We start from the raw sequence: 26,716 nt of genomic DNA, 5'->3' as shown, positions 1-26,716 counted from the left end.
GGTCGCGTCAAGGGCTCCGCCCGATGTAGGTTGCGAGAAGGACTTCGGAGCAAGGGGACAGGGTGAGAGTGCGCAACGGCCGTACAGTGCGTGACCTGCGGCGGGAGAACCGCACCGCGGTATTGCAACGGTTGTATTTCGACGGACCGCTCAGCCGGTTCTCCCTGGGACCGGCCACCGGGCTCAGTTCGGGCTCGGTGAGCAACGTCGTCTCCGAACTGGTCGACGAGGGCCTGGTGGAGGAGGCCGGCAGCGTCGACTCGGCCGGCGGGCGGCCCCGCACACTGCTGCGCATCAGCGCGCAGAGCGGCTACCTGATCGGTGTCGACGTCGGCGAGACCCGGGTCCGGGTCGAGCTCTTCGACCTGGCCCTCACCGAGCTGGCCAGGACCGAGAAGCCGCTGGCGACCGATGGGCCGAACCGCCTCGACCGCTACGACGTCGGCACCGTCGTGACGCATCTGCGCACGGGCATCGCCGAGGTCCTCGACCAGGCGGGCATCGCGGCGGAGCGGCTGCTCGGCGTCGGCGTGGGGGTGCCGGGCATCGTCGCCAGGGACCCGGAGGACGGCGCCGTCGTGCACGGCCAGACGATCGGCTGGGACGCGGTCCCGCTGGAGCGACTGCTGCGCGAGGCCCAACTGCTGCCCGACACCGTGCCGTACTACATCGACAACGGCGCCAAGACGCTCGGGCAGGCGGAGATGTGGTTCGGCGCCGGGCGCGGCGCGCAGAGCGCCGCGGTGGTGCTTTTCGGCTCCGGTGTCGGCGCCTGCGTCGTCAGCGACGACATGGGTCCGGGCCGGGCCGTGGAGTGGGGGCACCTGACGGTGCGGGTGCGCGGGCGCCGGTGCCGCTGCGGCGCCATGGGCTGCCTGGAGGCGTACGCGGGCGCGGAGGCGCTGCTGGAGCGCTGGGCGGAGGCGGGCGGGCAGCCGCCCGCGGGCGCGAACGAGGAGACGGCGCTGACCGCGATGCTCGCGGCCGCGTACCCGGAGCCGGACGAGGCGGGGGTCACGCCGGAACCCGACGCCACCGCTCTGGCCGTCCTGGAGGAGACCGCCGAGTACCTGGGCGCCGGGTTCTCCGACCTGATCAACCTCTTCCAGCCCGAGCGCATCCTGGTCGGCGGCTGGGCGGGGCTGCAGCTCGGCCGGCGCTTCCTGGACTCGGTGACCGCCCATGCCACGTCGTACGCCCTGACCTACCCCGCCGCGCACGTGAGCATCGACCTCGGCACCCTGGGACCCGACGCCGTCACCGTGGGCGCCGCGATCCTGCCGCTCGCCGGGTTCTTCGCGCGTGGCGGCAGGCCGGAGGAGGCCGAACCGGTGGAGCAGGACCCGGCGTGGCGGGCGGCGCTGCGGGAGCGCTCGGTGCAGTGAGCAGCGCCGCCCGCCACCGGGGTCACGGCAGCCGGTGGTCGGCGTTCAGCACCGCGCCGCGCTCCGGGTGGTTCTGGTCGTAGCCACGGGTGTCGCACTGCAGGCCGCCCACGATGCAGTGGTCGACCATCGCCTTGAGGGTGCGCTCCTCCCACGCGTTGAAGAAGTCGTAGTGGAAGGAGTACCCGCGGCCGCTGGCGAGCCGGACCCGGGACATGTCACCGTCGACCGGCCAGGCCATCTTGAACTCGATCATGGGCAGCGCCACGGGGTGGCTCGCCGGACACACGTTGTCGTTCGTGCCGGGCTTCACCAGCGGATACGCCATGTGGCTCTGGTGGTCGGGGGTGTCCAGGTACTGGCCGTTCCAGCAACTGGGCGCCTGCATCCGCAGGTTGAGCTGCGATCCGGCCGGGCACTGCTGCGGGATGTCGACGTTCTTGAAGCTGTCGCCGCACTCCCAGCCCTCCACCCAGCCCTTGTGGTCACGGAACTGCTGGGCGCTCTGCATCGGGCTGCCGACGACGAAGCGCAGCCCCTTGGGGAAGGGGCGGACGCTCGTGTAGTCGGTGACACCCGCCTTGTAGTAGATGACCTGCGGCCCGACCGGCAGCACCTTCGTGTCCCCCTTGAACAGGGACGGCATCCAGTACGCGGAGGCGTCGGCAGGTGCCTTGCAGGTGGTGTCGCCGCCGTAGAGGCTCGCCGTCGTGCTGTTCGCGTTCGTCGTCGTGTTGCCCATGAAGGTGTGGTCGTGGGACGTGCCGGGCTGCCCCGGGTACACGATCGGGTCGTCCGGCGCGGTGTGCGTGACGGCGCAGTTGGCCTGGAACTCGTGGAAGTAGCGCGGTGGCGGGGTGGCGTCGGACGGGGTCACACCGGTGACCGGAGGGTCGGCCGGTATGTAGCCGTCGCCGTCCGGATCGTCGGCGGACGCCTTGGTCGACACCGCCATGGTGTGCGTGCCGACCGGGGTGCTTTCGGGTCCGGCCGCCGTGGCGACGGTGCCGATGCCGAGCACGCTTGCGAGGAGCGCGCTGCCGATCAGCAGCGCGGGGAGTTTCGAACGCGGTCTCATGGGGCCCCTTTCGTCATCCGTAGATGCCGAACTCGTGCAGCGAGTAGCCCCAACTGGTGCCACGCGCCGTCAGGTTCAGCCGTACGTACCGCGCGGTCGCCGTGACGTCGACGGTGTCGATGTCGCCGTTGCCGTCGGTCGTGGTGTGCACCGTGCGCCAGGTGCTGCCGTCGTCCGAGACCTGCACCTCGTAGGACTTGGCGTAGGCGGGGTCCCAGACGAGCTGGAGCTTGCGGATGGCGGTGGCGGTGCCGAGGTCGACCCTGATCCACTGCGGGTCGCTCCAGTCGCTGGCCCAGCGTGTGTCGGCCTTGCCGTCCGTCGCCTTGGCGGGCTCGCACGGGCAGTCGCCGTACGAGGGCTGGTAGGAGGAGGCGGTGGTCGGCTTGTTCAGCGCCATGTTCGTGCCGCTGACCGGCGGGGCGACGACCTTGACCGACTTGGTCTCGATGCCGGCGTTGCCGTGGCCGTCCTCGGCCTGGACGTAGACCTTCCACACGCCGAGCTTCTCAGGGGCCGTCACGGCGAAGGTGCCGTTGCCGGTCGCCCGCCACTTGGCCTCGACCAGACGCTTGTCGCCGTTGGCGTAGTTGCCGCTGAGGAAGACCTTGTAGGTGACCGGGTCGCCGTCGGGGTCGCGGGTGTTCGCGCGGACGGTGAACTCCTCCCCCGCCGCGGCCGAAGAGGCGTGCTCCACGGCCATGTCGGTGACGACGGGCGGGGTGTTGTCACCACTGGTCGATCCGCTGTACGCCTTCTTCACCGCGTAGTAGGACAGCCTCTTCAGCCCGTCGGGCACGAGGTTGAACCAGATCCCGCCGAAGTCGTGCTCGACGCCGTAGTGGAAGAGGGTGGCTCCGAGGGCGACGCCCCGGTGGCCGGTAATGCACTCCCAGGCCTTGGTGTACCCCTCGGCCTTCTGTACGTCGGTCGGTTCGTCGGGGACGCCGTTGGCGTCGTCGGGCACCTCCCACTCACCGGCGGGGCCGCTCTCGGTGATGATGTACGGCTTGGTGTATCCGCCCTTCTCCCAGTCCTCCTGGACGCCGCAGACGTCGCCGTAGGAGTTCATCGAGTACAGGTCGAGGTCGGGCGCGTTGCGCTTGTAGTAGGGCCAGGCCCCCGTCCAGGCGTCGGTCGAGGTGACGGGGTGGTCGGGGTCGATGCTGTGGATCTTCTTGGCGACGTCGTTGACGAAGCCGGTGTAGGCATTGCGCTGTGCCTCCAACTCCGTTCCGCTGTAGCAGTTCTGGAGACCGAGCACCGACTCGTTGCCGACGTTCCACATGAGCGTCGCCGGGTGACTCTTGTACGCCTCCACCCACTTCGCGAACTCGGTGAGCATGTTGTTCTTGTACGTGGTGTCGGTGACGTAGTTGACGCAGCCGCCGGAGCCGGGGCCGCCGCCGGGCTGCAGCCAGAAGCCGTTGACGACGCGGATGCCCTGCGCGGCGGCCGTGTCGAGGAGCGGCTTGGTGGAGGCGTCGGTGCCCCAGGTGCGGATCGTGTTGACCCCCATGGACTTGACGTCGGGCAGGTACTTCGGGGCGTCCGCGATGGCCGGGCCCCAGGTCAGACCCTTGACGGTGTAGGGCCTGCCGCCGACGGTCAGCTGCCAGTTCCCCTGCGAGCCGGTCACCTTGACGGCGCCGGTGGCGGGCGGCGTGCCGTCCGCGGTCCCGTACACCTGGAACTCCCACAGGGAGTAGCCGTAGCCGCCGGACCGTTCGGTGCCCAGCATCCGGACGTAGCGCCCGGATCCGGAGACGGCGATCTCGTCCGTGCCGCCGTCGCCGCCGGTCACGGTCTTCAGGGTGCGCCAGTCCGTGCCGTTGTCGGACGCCTGGATCTGATAGCTCTTGCCGTACGCACCTTCCCAGGTCAGCACGGTACGGCTGAGGTCGTACCGCTGCCCGAGGTCGACCTGGAACCACTGCGGGTCGCTCCACTTGCTGGCCCAGCGGGTGCCGGTGAGATTGCCGTCGACGGCCGCCGACGGGGCGTAGCCGTCACCCTCCTGGGAGGAGGCGGTGGCCGGTTTGCCCTGTGAGAGCAGGGTCTCCGCGGCGTGCGCGGGCGGGGCGGCGGCGAGGGCCAGGGACGATGCCACCAGCGCTCCGACGGCGAGCAGGGGGACGGCGCGGCGGCCGGTTGGTCTTCGGTACAAGGGGGTTGAGGAGTTTGTGGACACATCTGCTCCCTCAGGGAAAGGACACGACGGTCGACGGCACGGTCGACGTGCCTGCCGGGACGGTCGAGTCACCGGTGTCGTTGATGACGTGGTTGTAGTGGCCCTGGCCGCCGAGGGAGACCACGAGCAGGCTGTGGAACTTCACCCCTGCCTTGACCGGTGCCTTGAAGCCGTGGTCCTGGCGGATGTTCGGGTCCACGTTGTAGTTGCAGTAGCTGCCCAGGCCCCATGCCTCGTGGGTGTCCACCGAGTCGTCGACCCGGTAGGCGGCGTACCCCTTCGTCGAACCGTTCTGGATGGCGGCCTGGTTGGGGGCGTCGTACGCCTTCTCGTTCTGGTAGAAGATCGTCCGGCCGCGTTCGCCGTACCACTCGACGTCGTACTTGTTGAAGTGCTCGACGAACAGCCCGGTGGCCAGGACGTCGTCGCCGTTGACGCGGACGCCGTAGTCGGCCCGGTTGGTCTCCCAGCCGACGCCCTCGCCGTGGTCGGCCCGCCACACCCAGGTGTGGTCGATGATGGTGTCGTCGTTGTTGATCACCATGCTGGTGGTGGCCTTGCCTGCGCCCGCGCCGCCGATGCGGACGTAGACGTCCTGCACGGTGGTGGGGTTGGCCGCGTGGTCGGCGGACGCGCCCTGCGGGCCGATCTCCAGCAGCGTCGGGGAGTTGACGGGTCCTGCGTCGACGAGGAAACCGGCGAGCCGCACGCCGTCGACGTCGGCGACCTTCATGGCGGTCACGCCGTTGTCCGGGACGATCGTGGCGAGCCCGAGACCCAGCACGATCGTGTTCGGCCGGTCGATGGTGATGGTGCGGTCGACGTGGTAGACGCCGGGGGTGAAGAGCAGGTGCAGGCCCTGGTCGAGGGCGGCGTTGATGGTGGCGGCCGTGGCGCCGGGCTTGACGACGTAGAACTTGCTCAGCGGGATCGACTCGCCCTGCGGGGTGCCGTCCGCCCAGGTGGTGCCGCGCGCGTTGGTGCGCTTGGCGGGCGCGAAGACCTTGTACTCGCTGCCGTCCAGGTAGAGGAAGGGCTTCTCGCGGGAGATCGGCGTCGTCTCCAGCGTGGTGTAGCGGGGCTCGGGGAAGCTGGTCGCGGGAGCGCCCGAGACACCTGAGAACACCTGGTTCCAGACGCTGTTGGACCAGCCGCCGATCGAGCTGTCGCGGGTGTACCACTGCTGCTGCGAGTAGTTGCCGATCTGACCGTCGATCTTGCTGTCGGCGATGTAGCCGCCGCTGGCCCAGCCGTAGCCGTTGGGCGCGAGGTTGAGGCCGCCCTTGACGTGCATCCGGCGGAACGAGGAGGCTTGTGCGACCGCCCACCGGTCGGTGCCGTTGACCGGCTTCACGGCGAGGTTCTCCGCGCTGCGCCAGAAGTTCTGCGTGGCGTTGCCGTTGAACCAGCCGGCGTCGACGGTGACATCACCGTTGATCGTGGTGTCGTCGGGGCGCAGTCCGAGGCCGGCGATCTGGGTGTAGAAGCCGATCTGGGCGTTGAGGTTGTCGTAGGTGCCCGGCTTGAACAGGAAGGCGTGCCGCCCGGAGCCGAACTGGGCCGACTCCTGCTCCTTGAAGACCTGGTCCAGTTTGGCCTGGATGCCGGGCGTCGAGGGGTCGACGATGTGCACGTTCGGGCCGAGGTCGCCGCCGCCCTGGATCGGTCCTGAGGTGTCGCCGGTGGTGCCGTAGACCTTGAACTCCCAGAGGGAGTAGCCGTACGGGGTGGCGCGGGCGGTGCCGAGCATGCGGACGTAGCGGGCGGTGCCGGAGACGTCCACGGTCTCCGTGCCGCCGGCGCCGGTGGTGGTGGAGTAGGCCGTCGACCAGTCCGTGCCGTTCTGGGACGTCTCGATCCGGTAGGCCTTGGCGTAGGCGGCCTCCCAGCGCAGTTCGACCCGGCTGAGGGTGGCGCGTTCGCCGAGGTCGACGCGGATCCACTGCGGGTCGGCGGCGGCGCTGGACCAGCGGGTGCCGTTGTCGCCGTCCACGGCGGCGGTGGCCGGGGTGCCGTAGTGCTCCTGGCTGGAGGCGGTCACCGGCTTTCCCTGCGAAAGGAGTTGGTCCGCGGCCCGGGCCTGCGCGGCGGGGACGACGGTGAGCAGGGCGGCGGCCAGGACGCCGACCAGCACGCCGACGAGTCCGCGGGAGGTGGATCTGCGACGGCCGGTGCCGCGCGGCACCGGCGTTCTCGGAGGTAAGCCAACTCTGGGCATGGGGACACTCCTTGACACGGAAGGGGTTTGACACGGAAGGGGCGGGAGAGCGCTCTCCGTGTGCTCCCCCGGCACCTTGCCTGTGGCGCCGGTCGCGGTCAAGGATCCGAACACGACTTTTCTTTTGGCTTGCATTAAGTGCAGGTTGATGGGGTGGAGCTCAGCGGCCGCGCACACCGGAGCAGAATCGGAACGATCCGCCGGACAGAGCCCCGGGAGGGGAAGCGTGACCGAGACCAGCGACACCCGATCCGCCGACGGCAAGAAGCGGGAGGGGCGAGAGGAAGGCCGGGCGCGAGAGGCAGGTCAGGCGCAAGAAGCAGGTGAGGCGCGAGAGGCGCCACGGAGCCTGCTGCAGCGCCTGATGCGTTACATCCCCCTGATCGCCCCCGTCCTGCTGTGGGCCGTGCCGTGCTGGGTTCTCCTGCACACCGGCCAGGACTGGCCACTGACCGCCGCGTTGACCGGCACCGCGCTGTTCGCCCTCGGCCTGATCGGCATGCCGCTCGCGATGATGCGCGGCCACGGGCGGCGCCAGCAGGACCGGGCGGCGATCGTCGGTGACACGCTGTTGGGTGCCATCTGGGTCCTGTTCACGTGGTCCGTGCTGCTCGGAGTCCTGCTGCGGCTCGCCCTGACCGTGGCCGGTGTGGGGGACGGCCAGGACCGGGCGCGGATCGTCACGTGGGCCGTCCTCGGCGTGGCCGCCGTGCTGCTCGCCCGGGGGTACGTCGAGGCCCGACGCGTGCCGCGGGTGCGCAGCCTGGACGTACAACTCCCGCGCCTGGGCGCCGGCTTGGACGGCACCCGCGTCGTCCTGATCACCGACACCCACTACGGTCCGCTCGACCGCGCCCGCTGGTCGGAACGGCTCTGCGAGACGGTGAACACCCTGGAGGCCGACCTCGTCTGCCACACCGGTGACATCGCGGACGGCACGGCCGACCGCCGTCGCGCCCAGGCCACCACCTTGGGCACCGTGCAGGCGACCAAGGCCCGGGTCTACGTCACCGGCAACCACGAGTACTACAGCGAGGCCCAGGGCTGGGTGGACCTGATGGACGAGCTGGGCTGGGAGCCGCTGCGCAACCGCCATCTGCTGCTCGAACGCGGCGGTGACACCCTCGTGGTCGCGGGCGTCGACGATGTCACCGCGGAGTCTTCCGGACTGGCGGGCCACCGCGCCCACCTCGACGGAGCCCTGGACGGAGTCGACCCCGACCTGCCGGTCCTCCTCCTCGCCCACCAGCCCAAGTTCGTGGACCGCGCGGCGGCCCACGGCGTCGACCTCCAGCTCTCCGGCCACACCCACGGTGGCCAGATCTGGCCCTTCCACCATCTGGTCCGGCTCGACCAGCCCGCGCTCGCCGGTCTCAGCCACCACGGCACGCGCACCCAGCTCTACACGAGCCGCGGCGCCGGCTTCTGGGGCCCACCCTTCCGTGTCTTCGCCCCCAGCGAGATCACCCTGCTGGTACTCCGCTCCCCGGAGTCGGCCTAGTCATCCGTTGGTCAGGCTGACGGCGCAGTCGCTGAACGTGCGGACGCGGGCGGTCGCGGAGTCGGCGCGCCAGTACAGAGTCCACTCCACCGGTGGCGCGTCGCGAAGGGAGACGTAGGCGATGTCGGGGCGTTGGTAATAGCGCCGTACCTGCGCACCGACGGTGAAGCAGCCTTCGCCCGCGCCGACACGCGTGAGTATTTCGTTGAACGTGGCCGAGGAGGGGCCGTGTTCGATGGGGCGACCGGAGGGAGTGGTGGACGGCGAGGTGTCCCGCTGGAGAGCGTCGGGAACGTTCTCGGGCAGCCGCAGCAATCTCACCCGGGCCAGGTCCTCCATGCTCAGCGACTCCCGCCGGGCAAGGGTGTGCCCGACGGGAACGGCCAGCATGCGTGCCTCGCGTACGAGCACCGGACCGCAGGCGAGGTCGGGTTCGACCGCGGAGCGGTGCATCAACGCGGTGTCGACCTCCCCGTCACGGATCCAGGAGAACACCTCGCCGACCTGGGCCTCGCGCAGCCGCACCTCGCACCCTGGTGCGCGTACACGGAACAACTCAGCCGCCGAAAGCAGAAGTTGACCAGCGGCCGCGCCGACGAACGCGACGCGTAGCGTTCCCGTGAGGCCTCGCCCCGTGTCGACCGCCCGCTCGAACGCGGCGGCGATCAGGGACCAGGCAGGCCGCACGTCCTCCTCCAGCTGCCTGCCGACCGCGGTCAGTTCCACACGCCGACTGGTGCGCCTGAACAGTGGCGCACCGACACGGCGTTCGAGTTTCGCGATGGTCTGACTGACTCGCGTGGTGGAAAGCCGCAGCCGCTCGGCGGTCCGGCCGAAGTGCAGCTCCTCGGCCAGGGTGAGAAAGGCGTCCAGCTCGTACCGTTCCAGCATTGCGCCCCCGCATCGTGAACCCGGACTTCACGATCGTTGCACAGGTCGGCGTTGATCGGCCCACCGCCAGCCGCGAGATTTAAAGCAACGCACCAACCCCGACCTCCCAGTTCTGGAGCCATCGATGTACGTCACCACAGAGCACGCGCTCTCCGCCACAGCCGGCGACACCGAGAAGGCCGTCGCGGAGCTGCGTGACCGCACCGAGATCCTCGACGCACTGTTCCGGTTCGGTTTGGGCCAGGACCTGAAGGACACCGAGCTGTTCGGCTCCGCCTTCGCCGCCGACGCCGAGCTGGACTTCGCCCCGGCGGCAGCGAAGTGGGGCGGCCGACCGCCGTTGATGGTCGGCCGCAGCACGATCGTCACCACGATCCTCGGCCTGTTCACCGGTCGGGTGGACACCACCCACCAGGTCACCAATCCGCGGATCGCCATCGACGGTGACACCGCACGGCTGACCGCGCTGGTGGAGGCCCAGCATCTGCTCATCGCGGACCGCAGCACCTTCGCCCTGCTGAAGAACCCTTATGCGGTCGACCTGGTCCGCGACGGAAACCGGTGGGTGATCGACAGGATGCGCATCGACAACGCCTGGTTCACCGGCGACCCCACCGCCATCTTCTCTGCCTGAACACCGAATTCGACCACGCGACGCAAGAAAGAGAACTGATGATGACGCACACCTTTGACGGGTCCCCGAACGCAGACGAATCGCACGAGGAAGAAAGACACCGCACGGCCGGCACAAGCAGTCCACTCGTCCGGGAAGCCACCATGGCGGACTGGCCGAAGATGTGGGCCTTCATGGAGGGCATCGTCCGGGCCGGGGAGACATTCTCCTGGGATCGCGACACCACGCGGGATCAGGCGCAGTCGATGTGGTTCCCCAGCCCGCCCGGCCGCACCTTCGTCGCCGTGGACAGCGGTGGCGAGATCCTCGGCACCGCCAACAGTGTCCGCAATCACCGCGGCGGTGCCTCACACATCGCAAGCGCCAGTTTCATGGTCGACCCGGCGCACTCGGGACAGGGCGTGGGCCGGGCACTCGGGGAACACGTCATCGCGCAGGCGCGGCGCGACGGCTTCCGGGCCATGCAGTTCAACGCCGTAGTGGAGACCAATGCACGGGCAGTCGCTCTCTGGCGCTCACTCGGCCTGAAGGTGGTGGGCACCCTCCCGGAGGGCTTCCGCCATCCGGTGCACGGATATGTGGGGCTGCACATCATGCACCGGGCGCTCTGAACTCACCGAGAACTTCCCGACTCAAAGAGATGCAGGACATGAAAACCCCAAAGACCCCAAAGACCGCTACGCCCACTACGACCGCTACAACCGCTACAACCGCTACAACCGCTACAACCGCTACAACTGCGAGAGGACCGGTACTGACCCGTCACGCCGAAGCCGAGACCTGCGCCGACCCCAGCAGCGTGATGACACTGCTCGCCGACTCCGACGACTTCACGAGCTATCGATCCACGTTCGCCGAAGGGGCCGTCGGAGCCCCCGCGCACTTCCACACCAAGGCGACGGAGCTGTTCTTCGTGATCAGCGGCTCCCTCCAAGTACTGGTGGACGAGGAGATCACCGTCCTGGAGGCGGGCGACTTCCTGGCCGTGCCGCCCCACACCCCGCACGCCTTCGCCGCGGCGCCCGGCCATGAGGCGGACGTCCTGTTCGTCTTCACACCGGGCATGGGCCGGTTCGACTACCTGCGCCTGCTCGGCCGGGTGATGCGCGGCGAGGCCCCCGCGCAGGAGATCCCCGCCTCCGCGGAGCGATTCGACAACCACTACGTCGACAGCCCCGCCTGGCGGGCCGCCCGCGAAATGCCGGCGTGATCGACCCCGTAGACGGCGGGACCGCGACCCGGGTCACACAATGGCGCCGAGTCCGGCCGTTCTTGGAACGGCCGGACTCCACCCTTCCCTGGCAGCCGCCCCTCGTCACGCATCGGCAACAGCGGGGTCCTCAACCGACGCGCGCGCCCGCCGCCTTGGCGCGCTCCCGCGCCTCGGGACTGATTCCGCGCTTGCGGCCCGACATCCGGCCGTCGAGGGCCTCCCGCTGCGCCACCCGCACCAGCCGCCGCGGACCGGGCACCGCGACGACGCCGAGGAAACGCGGATCTCCCGCGAACCACAGCTGGGGCACCGTCCCCGCTTTCACCGAGCGAACCCAGAACGTGAATCCACTGCCCAGCCAACTGCCGTGGCCGATCGGGACGTACTTCTCGGAGCGCTCCGGGTCGGGCAAGGAGAACCGGACGGAGCCGTTGTCCGCCAGGCCCGCGGCTCCCGTACAGGACTGCCACGGATAGACCCGCAGAATCCGGCGCAGGCTCATGACCTCGCAGAGACGTACGACGTTCAGCATGGCAACGTAGAGCAGCACCAGCAGGACCGGGATGAGCACTGTCAAGGCCCAGGCCGACGTCATGAGCACCGCGAGAAGCCAGACCGGAAAGGACGCCAGCGACAGCAGGAAGGCACACAGCCGAAACAGAGTCGTGCGGCGCCAGCCCCGCCGGGTCTCCGGGTCCTCGTAGGCCGTCTTCGTCAGGGTCGTGTCCATGGCCGTTCCTTTTCCGGGCTGGTCAGCCGAAAGCGGTGCGTACGGATACCGCGACATCGGACTCGGGGATCCGCTCCTTGATCTCCTCTGGGAGCGGATTGTCGAAGCTCACCATGTGGGCAATCCCGCGGTGGATGTCGCGATAGTGCTCCCGAGCCTCCACAGCCGTGGAGGTGAGCGTGAGGACGAGGAGCCTTTGTCCGTCGGGGTAGGGCATATATGCCGTTACTTCATAGAGGGAGGGCTGCTGCGCATCGGCTTCGGCAGGCACCTCGACCACGGATTCGGTGAACGCGCCGGGGCCGCATGGCAGATCCACCACTGCCACGGGTACCGCGCTCTCGCGCTGCGCGGCGGCCCGCGCTGCCGCCAACTTCGGCGGAGAGAACGGCGTTTCCTTGCTGGTGATGGTGAGAACGGAGGAGATCATCTCGCCGTCGTCGCGCTCATGCGCGCCGATGGAGACGTGCACAACACCTTCCTTGATCATCAGCCCGCTGAGGGCCCGCGCCTCACTCAACTGAGTGAGGAAGTCCGCACGCTGCTCCTCCGGCACGAGGCCGAGGAGCGTGTTGACAGCCTCAACGGTCCGCGCGGCCTCGGGCGAATCCGGTTCAGCGAAGAGGTCGGCGATCGGGATCTCCACGAAACCCGGAGGGATCGCGAACCACACGTCACAGTCCCGCTGCATCGCGGATTCCTGAATCTCGTACCCGTACTCAACGCCGTCGCCGTCGTCGACCAGTTCTGTAGGTGTCATCGGAACAACACCTGCAATGTTTTAAGGGCGGTGGCGCCATGGCCTGCAACGTCGAACGAACCGGCGCGGGCGGCGTCCATGCCAGTGCCGACGTTCTCCACGGTGTCGTTCTTGATGTCGTCCCACGCGTTCTTCGCGACACCGTAGGCGCCAGTGACCGCACCGGCACCGGAAACGCCGACGTCAATGCCCTTGGCCCAGGCAGATGGGTTTGCAGCGCCCTTCACCATCCAGGTGGTAACCGGGTTGTCGGCGGAGGCGATGCGCTGGGCGGCAGTCCAGGTGTTACTGCCCACACTGGACAGCTTCTCCCCCAGCGTCAGTGCCTCGGCACCGGCGCTCGCCGCACGCGCTGTGCCGTTGATACCGCGCGCCAAGGCCCCGACGCCCGGAACCACTCCGAGAGCGTCGCCTGCCAGTCCGACGCTGTTACTCCAGAAGTCTGCATCGAACTCGCCCTTGGTGAAGCCGTCCTTGAGCGAGGCTCTCACCGTGGGATCGGAGAGCCGGGAAACCAGGGTGGCGGCGCTGGCCGCCGCGGCTACCAGAAGCAGGATGGGGCCGACCGGCACGGCGAAGAACAACGCGGCGAGACCGGCGATCGCGGCAATCGCACCGAGGATGTCGGTGAGGTTGTCACCGACCCAGTCCATCGCCTTCTCGAACCAGTTCGGCTCCTCGGGCGCCAGGTTGTCCGTCGCGTCCCGGATGACTCGTGCCTGGTTGCGGGCGTCGGTGGAGTGGTCGTCCTCCAGCTCTCTGGCCCGCCTGATGACGTCGTTGTAGGCGTTCTTGGCATTGGTGACCGCTTCGCGCGCTTTGTTCAGCTCATCAGTCGCCGTGTCCAGTCGCGCCTGCGCGTTCCTCAGCTCAGCGTCGTCGGTGAACGTCTTGCCGGCAAGCTTGAGGTCAGGGTTGGCCGAGGCGCTCTTCTCCTGTCCCTCGGCCGTGTCGACCTCCTCCTTGGCTGCCTTTGCCTCGCCGTCGAGCTTCCGCGCCCGGTCCTGGTGGCCATCGAGCACGCCCTGCCAGGCGGTCAGCGCGGCTGAGGCCTTGCCGATGGATGTGTAGGCGTTCTTGAGGTTCGTCGGAATCGCACCGTCGAGTTCCTCCCGGAAGGCGACTGCCGCGTCGCCCTCCCACGAGGTCCCGCTCCGAAGCCTCGTGATCATTTTGTGTGCTTCGGAGATCGTTTCGGCTGACTTGTTCAGCTTCGCCGTCAATTCGGAGACGGTGCCGAGGTTGCCCGGCGCAGGGTTGAACCCGAGGTGAGTGTATGGATTCGCAGTCACTTTTCCCCCGGTCGTGCCGCGGCCTTGCGAAAGCCGTCCTCGAGGGCCGTCTCGACTTCCTGATAGTTGCTCTTGGTCTGCTTGATTCCTTCGGCGAGCTTGCCGGTCTGCTCGGCAATCTGCTCCGAGCCGTACTTCCAGTGCTCCTGGAACTCGTTGCAGGCTGAGTCGAGATCCTTGGTCCCGATACCCGCGGACGAGACACTCTGCATGGACTTGCGGACTTCTTCGAGGGCAGTCTTGGCGTCGTTCAGAGTCTTCATGAACGACGCCAGTTCATCGGTATCCGTCTTGAAGTGGTCACCCACTCCGGCCTCCCCGCCCTCGCAGCGGCGGCAGATAGCCGCTCAACAGGTTTCTGATCGTGGTTTCGCAGCCACATTATCGTGCCAATGGCGAGGGCAGAGGCGAATGTGAAGCTGGTCGCACCGTCGCCGCGCAACCGTCCACTACAGTGCGGCCAAGGCGACTCACCCGCCGAAGAAACTCAACCGGACCTTGCGGTGGGGATTGTCCTTGTTGGTGTCCACCAGGCACACCGACTGCCACGTGCCCAGTTCCAGGCCGCCCCCGACCACGGGCAACGTCGCATGCGGCGGGACGATCGCCGGGAGGACGTGGTCGCGGCCGTGGCCCGGGGAGCCGTGGCGGTGCTGCCAGCGGTCGTCGGCGGGCAGGAGGGTGTGGAGGGCGGCCAGGAGGTCGTCGTCGCTGCCGGCGCCCGTTTCGATGACGGCGATGCCCGCGGTGGCGTGCGGGACGAAGAGGTTGAGGAGACCGTCGCGGCCCTGCGCGACCTCGCGCAGGAAGGACTCGCAGTCGCGGGTGAGGTCGACGACGCGCTCGGCGGAGCCGGTGGTGAGGTCCAGGACTCGGGTGGTGAAGGCGCCTGACATGGGGGTATTTGACATGGGTTCATTGTCGCTCAGGTGAGTGGGCGAGGGCGGTGCCGTCTCGGTCCGGGCGTGGGATTCATGGTCCATACGCTGAGACGGCGTTGACCATAGGTCGACAACTGGATACGTTCTGCCGCATGTTGCGTTCAGCCATGCTCACCACGCGCGGTCACATCGACCTGCTGCGGGTGGCCTCTGCCGCGTGTCGCCTCGGCCGCTGACGCCCATTACCGCTTCTTCCGCGTTGCCCGCTTGATGTCGTGCGTGTTCCGTTGACGCCGCACGTATCACGTTGACGCTGCACGCATCAGCGTGGTGGCTTCGCTCCCCCGCCTTCTTCATCTTCCGTCGCCGCCTCGGCCTTCGTCCGTGACAGCGCGCCATTGACGCGCGCCCGCTGACGCCGAGGTGTGCCCTCGCCTGCCATGGAGTGCCATGAGCACCAGTCATGCCCCACCCGTTTCGCATGCCCGGACGTCCGACGAGCCGTCCGACGACCTCTCGGACCACGTCTCCGACCAGACGCCTGAGCTGGTCCCCATTGTCGCCTCCTCCACCCGCCGCACCCGCGTCCCCCGTTGGCTACGTCGCACCAGTGGCCCGTTGCTGCTGCTCGTAGTGTGGCAACTCCTCACCTCGACCGGCGTGTTGACGCCCGAGGTGCTCGCGTCGCCGGGCACCATCGCGCGCGTAGGGACCGACCTCGTGGCCGACGGGTCGCTGCCCTCGGCCATGGGTGTCTCGCTGCAGCGCGTCGCCGTCGGGCTGCTGTGCGGTGTCGTCGTCGGGACCGGGCTCGCGCTGCTGTCCGGGCTGTTCCGGGTCGGCGAGGATCTTGTCGACGCAAGCGTGCAGATGCTGCGGACCGTGCCGTTCGTCGGGCTGATTCCGCTGTTCATCATCTGGTTCGGGATCGGCGAGGCACCGAAGGTCGCCATCATCACCCTGGGTGTCTCGTTCCCGCTGTACCTGAACGTGTACGCCGGGATTCGCGGCGTCGACTCCCAACTCATAGAGGCCGGGGAGTCGTTGGGGCTCAGCCGGTGGGGTCTCGTACGACATGTCGTGCTGCCGGGTGCGCTCCCCGGAGCCATGACCGGGCTGCGGTATTCGCTCGGCATCGCGTGGCTGGCACTCGTCTTCGCCGAGCAGGTCAACGCCGACGCCGGTATCGGATTCCTGATGGTGCAGGCGCGGGACTTCCTGCGCACCGACGTCATCGTCGTCTGCCTCGTCGTCTACGCGTTTCTCGGCCTGCTCGCCGACTTCGTCGTCCGTTCCCTCGAAAGGCTGTTGCTGCAATGGCGACCGACGTTCACCGGCCGGTGACCCCCGCTCCCACCACCGCGCCGACACCCGCTCCGTCCACCGGGTCCGGTTCCGCCGTACGCGTCGAGGGGCTCACGCGGTCCTTCGACGGGCGTGCCGTCATCGACGCCCTTCACCTCGACGTGCAGCCGGGCGAGTTCGTCGCTCTGCTCGGGCGCAGCGGGTGCGGAAAGTCCACACTGCTGCGCATCCTCGCCGGGCTCGACCGGGACATCGACGGCACCGTGCTCGTGCCGCGCCGCAAGGCCGTCGCGTTCCAGGCGCCGCGGCTCATGCCGTGGAAGCGGGTGTGGCGCAACGTACTGCTCGGGCTCCCCGGAAAGCCCGAACGGGACGTCGCCGAACGGGCATTGGAGGAAGTCGGGCTCGGGCATCGTACGGACGCCTGGCCCAAGACACTCTCCGGCGGCGAGGCCCAGCGTGCCTCGCTCGCCCGCGCCCTCGTCCGCGAACCCGATCTGCTGCTGCTCGACGAGCCGTTCGGCGCGCTCGACGCGCTGACCCGCATCACGGCGCAACGCCTCGTCGGCGAACTGTGGCAGCGGCGGGGTTGCGCGGTGCTGTTGGTGACACACGACGTCGAGGAGGCGGTCCTGCTCGCCGACCGGGTGCTCGTCATGGACGACGGCGTCATCGCCCACGAGACACGTGTCGACCTGGAGCGGCCGCGTGATGTCACCGATCCTCGCTTCGCCGAGCTGCGCGCGGAGCTGTTGCAGCGGCTGGGTGTGGACGAGTCCTCGCACTGATCCACTGGCCCACGCCGCCTCATTCCGCTTCTCTCCTCCCCTCTCCCCCTCTTCAACTCCACTAGTTGTGAACGGACTTGCCATGCGACGCCCCCTCATAGCCGGCGCCCTCGTCACTCCCCTCGCTCTCCTGCTCGCCGCCTGCTCCGGTGCCTCCACCGCCAGTACGTCCGCTGGAAGCGGCGGCAGTGGTGGCAGCGGCGGACACACCGACGGGAAGGGGTCGCTCACCCTCAACGTCGGTGACCAGAAGGGCGGCTCCGAGGCGGTGCTGCGGGCCGCCGGTGAGCTCGACGACCTGGACTACAAGATTCGCTGGTCCACGTTCACCTCGGGGCCGCCGCTCCTCGAAGCCATCAACGCCAAGGCCGTGGACGTCGGCGGCGTCGGCAACACACCGCCCGTCTTCGCCGCCGGCGCCGACTCGAAGATCAAGGTCGTGTCCGCGAGCCACGGGACCGCCAAGGGTGACACGATCCTCGTGCCGAAGGACTCGAAGCTGAAGAGTCCCGCGGAGCTCAAGGGCAAGTCGATCGCCGTGGCGCAGGGGTCCTCCGCGCACTACCAGCTCGTCGCCTCCCTCAAGAAGGTGGGGCTCGGGCTGCGGGACGTACAGGTCAAGTACCTCCAACCCGCCGACGGGCTGGCCGCGTTCACCGCGGGCAAGGTCGACGCGTGGGCCGTCTGGGACCCGTACACCTCGCAGGCGCTGCGCGGAAAGCTCGGGCGTGTGCTCACCGACGGCGACGGAGTCACCAACGGGCTCGCCTTCCAGGTCGCCTCCCCCATCGCCCTCGCCGACAAGAAGAAGTCCGCCGCGATCAAGGACTACCTCGACCGGCTGAGGCGCGCCCAGAACTGGGTCTACAAGCACCCGCAGGCGTGGGCGAAGGTGTGGTCCAAGGACACCGGACTGCCGTACGAGGCGGCGTACGACGCCGTGAGGCGCACGAACGGCACACGGGTCACGGTCGCCGTCGACAAGAACGTGATCGCCTCCGAGCAGCAGATCGCCGACGCCTTCACGAAGCTGAAGCTGATTCCGCGCGAGGTCGACTTCTCGAAGTACGTCGACACGCGCTTCAACGGCCAGTTGCCGCCCTCCACCACCGCCCCGCGGACGTACGGCAAGGAGTCCTGACCTCATGAACGTATCCCTGCACTGGTTCCTGCCGACGGGCGGCGACGGACGCACCCTCGTCGATCGGCACGCGTTCAGCGGAGGGGCGCTGGAGCGCTCGTCGGCCGGGCCGATCGCCGGAGTGCGCGCGCCCGACCTCGACTATCTCGTGCAGATCGCCAAGGCTGCCGAGCAGTTGGGGTTCGAGGCCGTGCTCACGCCCACCGGGACGTGGTGCGAGGACGCGTGGCTGACGACGGTCGCGCTCGCCCAGCACACCGAGCGCCTGAAGTTCCTCGTGGCGTTCCGGCCGGGGGTGATCTCGCCGACGCTCGCGGCGCAGATGGCGTCGACGTATCAGCGGCTCACGAACGGGCGGCTCCTGCTCAATGTCGTCACCGGCGGTGACTCCGCCGAGCAGCGGCGCTTCGGAGACCACCTCGACCACGACCACCGGTACGCGCGCACCGACGAGTTCCTTTCCGTGGTGCGGGGTGTGTGGGGCGGCAGTGCGCGGGAGCCGTTCGACTTCGCCGGGGAGCACTACCGGGTCGACGGTGGCTACACGGCGCTTCCGCCCGACCCCCTGCCCGAGGTCTTCTTCGGTGGCTCGTCGGCGGCCGCGGGGCCGGTGGCGGCGCGGCACTCGGACGTGTATCTGACGTGGGGCGAGCCGCCGCAGCAGGTGAAGGAGAAGATCGACTGGATCCGCTCGCTCGCCGAGCGGGAGGGGCGCACCGTGCGGTTCGGGATCCGGCTGCACACGATCTCGCGCGACTCGGCGCGCGATGCGTGGGCCACCGCGGACCGGCTGCTCGACGATCTCTCACCCGAGACGGTCGCCGCCGCGCAGGCCGCGCTCGCCCGCAGCGAATCGGTCGGGCAGCAGCGGATGCTGGCGCTGCACGGCGGCGACCGGGAGGGCCTGGAGATCTCGCCCAATCTGTGGGCCGGGGTCGGCCTGGTGCGCGGTGGTGCCGGGACGGCGCTCGTCGGCAGCCACGCCGACGTCGCCGACCGGATCGAGGAGTACCACTCGCTGGGCATCGAGCACTTCGTGCTCTCCGGATATCCGCATCTGGAGGAGGCGTACTGGTTCGGGGAGGGTGTCATTCCCGAACTGGCCGCGCGTGGGCTCGTCGAGCCGGCGGGCCGCAGGACCGGTGTGCCGCTGTCGGTCGCGGGCGGGCGCTGACCCGATCCGTACGGGCGGGAAGATCTCGCTCCCCGATGGAGTTAGTAGAAACGTGAACGACATCGGGGTACGAGACACCGCCCACGCCACCGACGCACGCGTGGACGCACGCGAGGGCGTGCGCGAGGTCGACGTGGTGGTCGTCGGCGCCGGACAGGCCGGTCTTTCCGCCGCCTACCACCTGCGCCGTGTGGGATTCGAACCGGAACGCGACTTCGTCGTCCTCGACCACGCGCCCCGCCCCGGCGGCGCCTGGCAGTTCCGGTGGCCCTCGCTCACGTACGGCAAGGTCCACGGGATGCACTCGCTGCCCGGCATGGAGCTGACCGGCGCCGACCCCGCACGCCCTTCGTCGGAGGTCGTCTCCGGGTACTTCACCGATTACGAGGAGCGCTTCGGCCTGCGCGTACGGCGCCCGGTCGACGTGCGGACGGTGCGCGAGGGGGCGGAGGGCCGGCTGCTCGTCGAGACCTCGGACGGGGTCTGGTCCACACGCGCCCTGATCAACGCGACCGGCACCTGGGACCGGCCGTTCTGGCCGCGCTATCCGGGACAGGAGACCTTCCGCGGGCGGCAGTTGCACACCGCGCAGTACCAGGGGCCCGAGGAGTTCGCCGGTCAGCGCGTCGTGGTGGTCGGCGGCGGGGCGTCCGGGACACAGCACCTGATGGAGATCGCCCCGTACGCCGCCTCGACGACCTGGGTGACGCGCCGGCCGCCCGTCTTCCGTGACGGCCCCTTCGGCGAGGAGCAGGGACGGGCCGCCGTGGCGCTGGTCGAGGATCGGGTACGTCAGGGGCTCGCGCCGCTGAGCGTGGTGTCGGTGACCGGGCTTCCGCTGAACGACGCGGTGCGGGCGGCCCGCGCGAACGGTGTCCTCGACCGGCACCCCATGTTCGACCGGATCACACCGACCGGCGTGGCCTGGGACGACGGGCACGAGGTGGCGGCCAATGCGATCCTCTGGGCCACCGGGTTCCGCGCCTCGATCGAACATCTGGCGCCGCTGAAGCTGCGGGAGCCGGGCGGCGGAATCCGCCTGGAGGGCACGCGCGCGGCGCTCGATCCCCGCATCCACCTGGTCGGCTACGGCCCGTCGGCGAGCACGATCGGCGCAAACCGCGCGGGCCGCGCCGCGGTACGGGACATTCAGCGCCTGCTGGGGCGGCGGACGGTCCCTGTCGTGGCCTGAGCCTCCCGGGCGCGGCGGCGGCCCGCCCGCTCAGCCGTCCTTCTTGGCCTCCGCCTGGTTCTTGTTGAACTCCGACACATTCTTCTCCTGCTGGCTCAGGTCCGCCGTGAAGCGCGTGTCCCCCGGCTTGACCGTCACGAAGTACAGCCAGTCGCCCGGCGCGGGACGGGTCGCCGCGCGCATCGCCTGCTCCCCCGGATTGCCGATCGGGGTGGGCGGCAGCCCCTTGCGCGCGTAGGTGTTGTACGGGCTGTTGGTCTTGGTGTCGGCGTGGGTGGTGTCCAACGTGGAGCGGCCGAGCGCGTAGTTGATGGTGGAGTCCATCTGCAGCGCCATGCCGTGGTCCAGCCGGTTGTAGATGACGCGGGCGACCTTGCCCATGTCCTCCTTGTTGTCCGCCTCGGCCTGGACGATGCTCGCGATGATGACGCGCTGGTACGGGTTCACGGCGTTGCGCTCGGCGCCCGCGGTGGTGCCGCTGCCGCCGAACCTCTTGTCGGCCGTCTCGACCATGTACGACAGCACCGACTGCGGAGTCGCGTCGTCGTCCAGGGGATACGTCGCGGGGAACAGATAGCCCTCGGCATTGGCACCGGCCTCGCCCGGCAGCTTGAGGTGCGCCTTGGGTGCGGCCTTCTTCGTGGTGCCGGCCGGTACGTCGAGCGCCTTGTCGACGGCCTCGTACACCTGGCCCGAACGCCAGCCCTCCGGAATGGTCAGAGCCCGGTCCGCCCCGTCCTCGCCCGCCAGTGCCAGCGGCACCGCGACGGCGGTTGCCGCCACGACCGCACCGGTCGCCGTCATGGCGACGCGTCCTCTGCGCGTGAGTCGCATCGTGCTCCGTCGCGGAGTCTGGGTCTGCATGCGGGAACGGTAACCCCTGCCTCAGATCATTCCAGACATATCTCCGCTCACTCCGGCTTCCCTCACCGTCTCTCTTCCCACTGTTCGCGCAGGCGTCATGGTGGGGCCGCCCGGCGCCCTGCCTCCGCAGGTCAGGCCGCCGCCTCCACGCGCGCGTCCCGCTGCACCAGTGACGCGTAGCGGCCCTGCCGGTCGAGCAGTTCCTCGTGCGTGCCGCGCTCGGCTATGCGGCCGGAGTCCAGGACCACGATCTGGTCGGCGCCGCGGACCGTGGAGAGGCGGTGCGCGATCGTGAGCGTCGTGCGGTTGGCCGAGAGCGCGTCGATGGCTTCCTGCACGGCGTGCTCGGTACGGGTGTCGAGTGCGCTGGTCGCCTCGTCGAGGATGAGCACCGGCGGGTCCCGCAGGATGGTGCGGGCTATGGCCAGGCGCTGCTTCTCGCCTCCGGAGAAGCGGTGTCCGCGCTCGCCGACCACGGTGTCGTAGCCGTCCGGCAGGGAGGCTATGTGCTCGTGGATCTGGGCCGCGCGGGCCGCCGCGTACAGCTCCTCGTCGGTGGCCTCGGGCTTGGCGAACCGGAGGTTCTCGGCGACCGAGGCGTGGAAGAGGTACGTCTCCTGAGAGACGACGCCGATCGCGCGCGCGAGGGTGTCGAAGTCCAGGTCCCTGACGTCGACCCCGTCGAGGGTGACGCGCCCGCCCGTGACGTCGTAGAGCCGCGGCACGAGGTAGCTGAGCGTGGATTTTCCGGAGCCGGTGGGGCCGACGACGGCGAGGCTGCCGCCCGCGGGGACGGTGACGTCGATGCCGTCGAGGATCGCGTCGTGCCGCTCGTCGTCGGTGTCGTAGCGGAACTCGACGTTCTCGAAGCGGACCTCGCCCTTGACGGTGTCGAGGCGGACCGCGTCCTCGCGCTCGGTGATGTCGACCGGCAGGTCCAGGTACTCGAAGATGCGCTGGAACAGGGCGAGCGAGGTCTGGATCTGCACGCCGGTCTGCAGCAGGCTCACGGTCGGCCGGAACAGCCCCTGCTGCAGCGAGACGAACGCGACGAGCGTGCCGATGGAGACGGTGGGGCCGCCGAACTGGAGGGCGATGCCGGCAGCCCAGTAGATGACCGCGGGCATGGCGGCCATGACGATGCTGATGACGGCCATCCGCCAGCGCCCCGCCATGTTCGACCTGACCTCCAGGCCGACCAGCTCGTCCGACTCGTCGGCGAAGGACTTGGTGAGGGAGTCGGCGCGGCCCATGGTGCGGCCGAGCAGGATGCCGCTGACGGAGAGCGACTCGGTGACCGTGGCGGCCATCGCGGCCATCTGCTTCTGGCGCTGCGTGGCGATCTTTTTGCGCTCGCGGCCGACCCGGCGGCTGATCCACACGAAGACCGGCAGCAGAAGCAGGGAGACGATCGTGAGGCGCCAGTCGAGGGCGACCATCGCGACGATCGTGGCGACGACGCTCGTCAGGTTCGAGACGAGGGACGTCGCGGTGGAGGTCACGGTCGCCTGCATGCCGCCGATGTCGTTGGCGATGCGGGACTGGACCTCGCCGGTGCGGGTCTTGGTGAAGAAGGCGAGGGACATGCTCTGCAGCCGCCCGTACACGGCGGTGCGCAGGTCGTGCATGACGCGCTGGCCGACGGTCGTCGAGATGAGCGTCTGCAGGACGCCGAAGACACTCGTCACGACGGCGCTGACGATCATGCCGAGGGCGAGCAGGCTGAGCAGCCCGGTGCGGCCCTGCGGGATGGCGACGTCGAGGATCTCCTTGAGCAGGAACGGTGTCGCTACCGTGACCAGGGACGCGGCGCAGACCAGCAGCCCGACGAGGGCGAGTCGGCCGCGGTAGGGACGGAACAGGGACAGGATGCGTCGGATCTGCCGCGGCTGACCCGATGCACGGGCATCGGGAGGCGGAGTCCAGGGGATTTCTTCGCGGGGCATGGGCCTCCTAGGCATGGGGAGAGCCCGGCGTGCGCATCTCGCCGGGTACCGGCGGGGCAGCAGTCGAGCTCGACACGAGGAGCATAGTGCATTGTTACCTCTATTCACAATGCACGAGGTCCTGCTAATGTTCCCGGCATGAAGACACCGGACGCCGACGGTTTCCTCGCCGAGCAGTTGCTGCGACTGACCCGCCGCCTGCACCGCATCCAGCGGCGCCAGCTGGAGCCGGTCGGGATCACTCCAGCGCAGTCCCGCCTGCTGCGCACGCTGGTGCACTACGAGACGCCGCCGCGCATGGCCGATCTGGCGCAGCGCCTCGAGGTGGTCCCGCGCGCCGTGACGACGACGGTGGACGGCCTGGAGGCGGCCGATCTGGTGCGCCGCGCGCCCGATCCCACCAACCGCCGGGTCATCCGGATCGAGCTCACCGACAAGGGCCGGGCCGCCCTGCGGGAGCTGCGCAGCGCGCGCCGCGCGGCGGCAGAGGAGATCCTGGCACCGTTGGACGCGAAGCAGCGCGCGGAGCTGACGGTCTTGCTGAACGCGCTGTTCGAGTCGCCGCGCACACCGGAGTGCTGACCGCGATCAAGGAGAGGCCATGCCGCTGCTGGAGCCGAAGCCGGAAGCCCTGCGCCCCGGAGCCCGCTCGTCGGGTCCCGCGCCCGACCGGGTCGCGGACCGGCAGGCCGGCGGCACGCCCGAGCCGCTGCGCTCGGAGCTGACGCGACTGCTCGGCGCGGACAAGGTGCTCACCAAGATCTCGGACCTGGTGCGCTACGCGTCGGACGCCAGCCCGTACCGCTTCGTCCCGCAGGTCGTGGTGGTGGCGGAGGACATCGACGACGTGTCGGCCGTGCTCTCGTACGCGCACGGCAAGGGCCGCGAGGTCGTCTTCCGCGCGGCGGGCACGTCGCTGAATGGGCAGGCGCAGGGTGAGGACATCCTCGTCGACGTCCGGAAGTTCTGGGCGGGCATCGAGGTGCTCGGCGACGGCTCGCGCGCGCGGATCGGCCCCGGCACGACGATCGTGCGGGCGAACGCCACGCTCGCGCGGCACGGGCGCGTGCTCGGCCCCGACCCCGCCAGCGCGATCGCCTGCACGGTGGGCGGCGTGGTGGCGAACAACGCGTCGGGGATGACGGCTGGCACGACCCGGAACTCGTACAGGACGGTCTCCTCGCTGACCTTCGTGCTGCCGTCCGGCACGGTCGTCGACACGGCGGACCCGCGCGCGGACGAGGATCTCGCACATGCCGAACCGGCGCTCTGCGAGGGCCTGTTGGCGATCAAGCGGGAGATCGAGGAGGACGCCGAGCTCACGCGCAGGATCCGCGCCAAGTACGAGATCAAGAACACGAACGGGTACCGGCTCGACGCCTTCCTCGACAGCGACACCCCGGCGCAGATCCTGCGCGGACTGATGGTGGGCTCGGAGGGCACCTTCGGGTTCATCTCCGAAGTCGTCTACGACACTCTGCCGCTGGACCGGAAGGTGTCGACCGCGCTGCTGTTCTTCCCCTCGCTGCCCGCGGCGGCAGCGGCGGTGCCCGTCTTCAACGAGGCGGGGGCGCTGGCCGTGGAGCTGATGGACGGCAATACGCTGCGCGCCTCGGTCAGCGTGCAGGGCGTGCCGCAGGACTGGGCGGAGCTGCCCAAGGAGGCGACGGCGCTGCTCGTGGAGTTCCGCGCCCCGGACGAGGCTGCGCAGGGGGCCTACGAGGCGGCGGCCGCGAAGGCCCTCGAGGGTCTCGAACTCGTGGCGCCGGTCGCCTCGGTGACCAATGAGTTCACGCGCGACGCGAAGACGATCGCGGGCTACTGGAAGGCACGCAAGGCGTTCGTGACGGCGGTCGGTGGCTCGCGCCCTTCGGGCACGACACTGATCACGGAGGACTTCGCGGTGCCGCCCTCGCGTCTCGCGGAGGCGTGCGAGGAACTGCTCGACCTCCAGACGCGGCACGGTTTCGACGCGGCGGTGGCGGGTCATGCCGCCCACGGCAATCTGCACTTCCTGCTGGCGTTCGACGCGGCGCAGCCCGAGGACGTGGAGCGGTACGCGGCATTCATGGACGAGTTCTGCCGCCTCACGGTCGACCGGTTCGACGGGTCCCTGAAGGCGGAGCATGCGACGGGCCGCAACATCGCCCCGTTCCTGGAGCTGGAATGGGGCCCGCGGGCCACGGAGTTGATGTGGCGCACGAAGCAGGTCATCGACCCCGACGGGGTGCTCGCCCCGCGCATCGTGCTCGACCGCGACCCGAAGGCCCATCTGCGGGGCCTCAAGACGATCCCCAAGGTGGAGTTGATCGCCGACCCGTGCATCGAGTGCGGCTTCTGCGAACCCACCTGCCCCAGCGAGGACTTGACGACCACACCGCGCCAGCGGATCGTGCTGCGCCGCGAGATGATGCGCCAGCCGTCCGGCTCGCCGGTCGAGGACGAGCTGATCGACGCCTACGGGTACGACGCCGTGGACACCTGCGCCGGTGACTCCACGTGCAAGCTGGCCTGCCCGGTCGGCATCGACACCGGGGCGTTCATGAAGGGCTTCCGGCACGCCCGGCACTCGCCGCGCGAGGAGCGGACGGCGGCGCTGGTCGCGAAGAACTTCAAGGCGGTGGAGGCCTCGGCGCGGCTCGCCGTGGCGGCGGCCGAGAAGATCGGCGACCGTCTCCTCACGTCCGTGACGGACGCCGCGCGCAAGGCGGTCAGGCCGGATCTGGTGCCCGAGTGGCTGCCCGAGATCCCTGCCGCGGCGGCCCGGAAGCTACCGCGCACCGCGCGCGTGGGTGCCACGGCCGTCTACTACCCGGCGTGCGTGAACCGCATCTTCGGCACCCCCGGCGACGTATCGCTGCCCGAGGCCGTCGTCGCGGTTTCCGCGCGCGCGGGCAAGCCGGTGTGGATTCCGGACAATGTGGCCGGGACGTGCTGCGCCACCATCTGGCACTCCAAGGGCTACGACGAGGGCAACAAGGTGATGGCGAACCGGATCGTCGAGGCCGCCTGGGCCTGGACCGGAGGCGGCCGGATCCCCCTCGTAGTGGACGCCTCCTCGTGCACGCTGGGCATCGCGCACGAGGTCGTGCCGTATCTCACCGACGACAACCGGGAGTTGCACGCGGAGCTGACCATCGTGGACTCCCTCGTGTGGGCGGCGGAGGAGCTGCTGCCGCGGCTCACCATCGAGCGCACGATCGGCTCCGCGGTACTGCACCCGACGTGCTCCATGGAACACCTGGGCGACGTGGCGCAGTTGAGGGCCGTCGCCGAGGCCTGCGCCGACGAGGTGGAGATCCCGGACGACGCGGGCTGCTGCGGATTCGCGGGCGACCGCGGCATGCTCCACAAGGAGTTGACCGAGTCCGCCACGGCGAAGGAGGCCGCGGCGGTCACCTCGCGCGCGTACGACGCCCATCTGTCGGCGAACCGGATGTGCGAGGTCGGCATGGACCATGCGACGGGCCGCTCGTACTACTCGGTGCTCGTGGAGCTGGAGCGGGCCACCAGGCGATAGGACGTCGCGGGG

General features: G+C 69.4%; 24 protein-coding genes. 13 read left to right on the top strand and 11 right to left on the bottom strand.

Annotated elements, in window-relative coordinates:
* Positions 1-62 precede the first annotated feature (62 nt).
* Complete coding sequence (locus ACY34M_RS14025) at positions 63-1,385, top strand: ROK family protein (protein ID WP_462717939.1); 1,323 nt, start codon at positions 63-65, stop codon at positions 1,383-1,385.
* A gap of 22 nt (positions 1,386-1,407) precedes the next feature.
* Here the strand turns inward: ACY34M_RS14025 and ACY34M_RS14020 are convergent, their stop codons facing one another.
* The 3 genes from ACY34M_RS14020 to ACY34M_RS14010 are packed head-to-tail and all read right to left on the bottom strand — an operon-like array spanning position 1,408 to position 6,872.
* Positions 1,408-2,463 (bottom strand): DUF1996 domain-containing protein, encoded by a 1,056-nt coding sequence (locus ACY34M_RS14020; protein ID WP_462717938.1) that lies wholly within the window; start codon positions 2,461-2,463, stop codon positions 1,408-1,410.
* A 13-nt stretch (positions 2,464-2,476) separates the two neighbouring features.
* Positions 2,477-4,654 (bottom strand): discoidin domain-containing protein, encoded by a 2,178-nt coding sequence (locus ACY34M_RS14015; RefSeq protein ID WP_462717937.1) that lies wholly within the window; start codon positions 4,652-4,654, stop codon positions 2,477-2,479.
* Between the two features lie 10 nt (positions 4,655-4,664).
* Positions 4,665-6,872 carry a discoidin domain-containing protein gene (locus tag ACY34M_RS14010; RefSeq protein ID WP_462717936.1) on the bottom strand — a complete coding sequence of 736 codons (2,208 nt, stop codon included), beginning with the start codon at positions 6,870-6,872 and terminating at the stop codon, positions 4,665-4,667.
* Between the two features lie 226 nt (positions 6,873-7,098).
* On the opposite strand from ACY34M_RS14010, the gene ACY34M_RS14005 reads away from it, so the two are divergent.
* On the top strand, positions 7,099-8,373 hold the full coding sequence (locus ACY34M_RS14005; RefSeq protein ID WP_462717935.1) for a metallophosphoesterase: 1,275 nt from the start codon (positions 7,099-7,101) through the stop codon (positions 8,371-8,373).
* Here the strand turns inward: ACY34M_RS14005 and ACY34M_RS14000 are convergent, their stop codons facing one another.
* Entirely contained in the window at positions 8,374-9,264 is an 891-nt protein-coding gene (locus ACY34M_RS14000) for a LysR family transcriptional regulator (protein ID WP_462717934.1), read from the bottom strand.
* Between the two features lie 124 nt (positions 9,265-9,388).
* Here ACY34M_RS14000 and ACY34M_RS13995 point away from each other — a divergent pair, with 124 nt between their 5' ends.
* The 3 genes from ACY34M_RS13995 (at position 9,389) to ACY34M_RS13985 (ending at position 11,108) form a co-directional block, all read left to right on the top strand.
* Complete coding sequence (locus tag ACY34M_RS13995; protein ID WP_462717933.1) at positions 9,389-9,898, top strand: nuclear transport factor 2 family protein; 510 nt, start codon at positions 9,389-9,391, stop codon at positions 9,896-9,898.
* Positions 9,899-10,041: 143 nt separating this feature from the next.
* On the top strand, positions 10,042-10,509 hold the full coding sequence (locus ACY34M_RS13990) for an N-acetyltransferase family protein (RefSeq protein ID WP_462718242.1): 468 nt from the start codon (positions 10,042-10,044) through the stop codon (positions 10,507-10,509).
* Positions 10,510-10,547: 38 nt separating this feature from the next.
* On the top strand, positions 10,548-11,108 hold the full coding sequence (locus tag ACY34M_RS13985) for a cupin domain-containing protein (RefSeq protein ID WP_462717932.1): 561 nt from the start codon (positions 10,548-10,550) through the stop codon (positions 11,106-11,108).
* A gap of 130 nt (positions 11,109-11,238) precedes the next feature.
* On the opposite strand, the gene ACY34M_RS13980 is transcribed toward ACY34M_RS13985, so the two are convergent.
* The 5 genes from ACY34M_RS13980 to ACY34M_RS13960 form a co-directional block, all read right to left on the bottom strand.
* Positions 11,239-11,841 carry a hypothetical protein gene (locus ACY34M_RS13980; protein ID WP_462717931.1) on the bottom strand — a complete coding sequence of 201 codons (603 nt, stop codon included), beginning with the start codon at positions 11,839-11,841 and terminating at the stop codon, positions 11,239-11,241.
* Between the two features lie 22 nt (positions 11,842-11,863).
* Positions 11,864-12,601: a hypothetical protein gene (locus tag ACY34M_RS13975; RefSeq protein WP_462717930.1), complete on the bottom strand. Its 738-nt coding sequence runs from the start codon at positions 12,599-12,601 to the stop codon at positions 11,864-11,866.
* Positions 12,598-13,824, bottom strand: a complete 1,227-nt coding sequence (locus ACY34M_RS13970; RefSeq protein WP_462717929.1) for a hypothetical protein — start codon at positions 13,822-13,824, stop codon at positions 12,598-12,600. The genes ACY34M_RS13975 and ACY34M_RS13970 overlap by 4 nt, the downstream gene beginning before the upstream one ends.
* A 65-nt stretch (positions 13,825-13,889) precedes the next feature.
* On the bottom strand, positions 13,890-14,201 hold the full coding sequence (locus ACY34M_RS13965; RefSeq protein ID WP_462717928.1) for a hypothetical protein: 312 nt from the start codon (positions 14,199-14,201) through the stop codon (positions 13,890-13,892).
* 162 nt (positions 14,202-14,363) lie between these two features.
* Positions 14,364-14,789 carry a YjbQ family protein gene (locus ACY34M_RS13960; RefSeq protein ID WP_462718241.1) on the bottom strand — a complete coding sequence of 142 codons (426 nt, stop codon included), beginning with the start codon at positions 14,787-14,789 and terminating at the stop codon, positions 14,364-14,366.
* A 137-nt stretch (positions 14,790-14,926) separates the two neighbouring features.
* Here ACY34M_RS13960 and ACY34M_RS13955 point away from each other — a divergent pair, with 137 nt between their 5' ends.
* The 6 genes from ACY34M_RS13955 (at position 14,927) to ACY34M_RS13930 (ending at position 20,374) form a co-directional block, all read left to right on the top strand.
* Positions 14,927-15,010, top strand: a complete 84-nt coding sequence (locus tag ACY34M_RS13955) for a putative leader peptide (RefSeq protein WP_462718240.1) — start codon at positions 14,927-14,929, stop codon at positions 15,008-15,010.
* Between the two features lie 214 nt (positions 15,011-15,224).
* Positions 15,225-16,118 carry an ABC transporter permease gene (locus ACY34M_RS13950; RefSeq protein WP_462717927.1) on the top strand — a complete coding sequence of 298 codons (894 nt, stop codon included), beginning with the start codon at positions 15,225-15,227 and terminating at the stop codon, positions 16,116-16,118.
* The gene (locus ACY34M_RS13945) at positions 16,091-16,867 is read left to right on the top strand and encodes an ABC transporter ATP-binding protein (protein ID WP_462717926.1); all 777 of its coding nucleotides are present in this window, start codon (positions 16,091-16,093) and stop codon (positions 16,865-16,867) included. The genes ACY34M_RS13950 and ACY34M_RS13945 overlap by 28 nt, the downstream gene beginning before the upstream one ends.
* An 82-nt stretch (positions 16,868-16,949) precedes the next feature.
* Positions 16,950-18,008, top strand: a complete 1,059-nt coding sequence (locus ACY34M_RS13940; protein ID WP_462717925.1) for an ABC transporter substrate-binding protein — start codon at positions 16,950-16,952, stop codon at positions 18,006-18,008.
* A 4-nt stretch (positions 18,009-18,012) separates the two neighbouring features.
* Positions 18,013-19,182, top strand: a complete 1,170-nt coding sequence (locus ACY34M_RS13935) for an LLM class flavin-dependent oxidoreductase (RefSeq protein WP_462717924.1) — start codon at positions 18,013-18,015, stop codon at positions 19,180-19,182.
* 61 nt (positions 19,183-19,243) lie between these two features.
* A complete protein-coding gene (locus ACY34M_RS13930; RefSeq protein ID WP_462718239.1) occupies positions 19,244-20,374 on the top strand; it encodes an NAD(P)-binding domain-containing protein in 1,131 nt (376 codons plus the stop codon).
* Between the two features lie 30 nt (positions 20,375-20,404).
* Here ACY34M_RS13930 and mltG read toward each other — a convergent pair whose 3' ends face one another.
* Positions 20,405-21,238 (bottom strand): endolytic transglycosylase MltG, encoded by an 834-nt coding sequence (gene mltG, locus ACY34M_RS13925; protein WP_462717923.1) that lies wholly within the window; start codon positions 21,236-21,238, stop codon positions 20,405-20,407.
* A gap of 131 nt (positions 21,239-21,369) precedes the next feature.
* Positions 21,370-23,184 carry an ABC transporter ATP-binding protein gene (locus tag ACY34M_RS13920; protein ID WP_462717922.1) on the bottom strand — a complete coding sequence of 605 codons (1,815 nt, stop codon included), beginning with the start codon at positions 23,182-23,184 and terminating at the stop codon, positions 21,370-21,372.
* Between the two features lie 138 nt (positions 23,185-23,322).
* Between ACY34M_RS13920 and ACY34M_RS13915 the strand changes: the two genes are divergently transcribed.
* On the top strand, positions 23,323-23,766 hold the full coding sequence (locus ACY34M_RS13915; protein ID WP_462717921.1) for a MarR family winged helix-turn-helix transcriptional regulator: 444 nt from the start codon (positions 23,323-23,325) through the stop codon (positions 23,764-23,766).
* A gap of 19 nt (positions 23,767-23,785) precedes the next feature.
* Positions 23,786-26,704, top strand: coding sequence for an FAD-binding and (Fe-S)-binding domain-containing protein (locus ACY34M_RS13910; protein WP_462717920.1), 2,919 nt, complete (start codon positions 23,786-23,788; stop codon positions 26,702-26,704).
* Positions 26,705-26,716: the final 12 nt, after the last annotated feature.

The organism is Streptomyces sp. EDA2-14 (genome assembly GCF_054963755.1).
The sequence above is the reverse complement of the archived record's forward strand: the minus strand, read 5'-3'. Positions and strand labels throughout refer to the sequence as shown.

Coding starts and splice junctions, on each gene's coding strand:
- ACY34M_RS13985 (WP_462717932.1), top strand. CDS start 10,548: ATGAAAACCCCAAAGACCCCAAAGACCGCTACGCCCACTACGACCGCT.
- mltG (WP_462717923.1), bottom strand. CDS start 21,238: ATGCAGACCCAGACTCCGCGACGGAGCACGATGCGACTCACGCGCAGA.
- ACY34M_RS13910 (WP_462717920.1), top strand. CDS start 23,786: ATGCCGCTGCTGGAGCCGAAGCCGGAAGCCCTGCGCCCCGGAGCCCGC.
- ACY34M_RS13990 (WP_462718242.1), top strand. CDS start 10,042: ATGGCGGACTGGCCGAAGATGTGGGCCTTCATGGAGGGCATCGTCCGG.
- ACY34M_RS13975 (WP_462717930.1), bottom strand. CDS start 12,601: ATGACACCTACAGAACTGGTCGACGACGGCGACGGCGTTGAGTACGGG.
- ACY34M_RS13945 (WP_462717926.1), top strand. CDS start 16,091: ATGGCGACCGACGTTCACCGGCCGGTGACCCCCGCTCCCACCACCGCG.
- ACY34M_RS14000 (WP_462717934.1), bottom strand. CDS start 9,264: ATGCTGGAACGGTACGAGCTGGACGCCTTTCTCACCCTGGCCGAGGAG.
- ACY34M_RS13915 (WP_462717921.1), top strand. CDS start 23,323: ATGAAGACACCGGACGCCGACGGTTTCCTCGCCGAGCAGTTGCTGCGA.
- ACY34M_RS13955 (WP_462718240.1), top strand. CDS start 14,927: ATGTTGCGTTCAGCCATGCTCACCACGCGCGGTCACATCGACCTGCTG.
- ACY34M_RS14010 (WP_462717936.1), bottom strand. CDS start 6,872: ATGCCCAGAGTTGGCTTACCTCCGAGAACGCCGGTGCCGCGCGGCACC.
- ACY34M_RS13960 (WP_462718241.1), bottom strand. CDS start 14,789: ATGTCAGGCGCCTTCACCACCCGAGTCCTGGACCTCACCACCGGCTCC.
- ACY34M_RS13995 (WP_462717933.1), top strand. CDS start 9,389: ATGTACGTCACCACAGAGCACGCGCTCTCCGCCACAGCCGGCGACACC.
- ACY34M_RS13940 (WP_462717925.1), top strand. CDS start 16,950: ATGCGACGCCCCCTCATAGCCGGCGCCCTCGTCACTCCCCTCGCTCTC.
- ACY34M_RS13980 (WP_462717931.1), bottom strand. CDS start 11,841: ATGGACACGACCCTGACGAAGACGGCCTACGAGGACCCGGAGACCCGG.
- ACY34M_RS14020 (WP_462717938.1), bottom strand. CDS start 2,463: ATGAGACCGCGTTCGAAACTCCCCGCGCTGCTGATCGGCAGCGCGCTC.
- ACY34M_RS13935 (WP_462717924.1), top strand. CDS start 18,013: ATGAACGTATCCCTGCACTGGTTCCTGCCGACGGGCGGCGACGGACGC.
- ACY34M_RS13950 (WP_462717927.1), top strand. CDS start 15,225: ATGAGCACCAGTCATGCCCCACCCGTTTCGCATGCCCGGACGTCCGAC.
- ACY34M_RS13920 (WP_462717922.1), bottom strand. CDS start 23,184: ATGCCCCGCGAAGAAATCCCCTGGACTCCGCCTCCCGATGCCCGTGCA.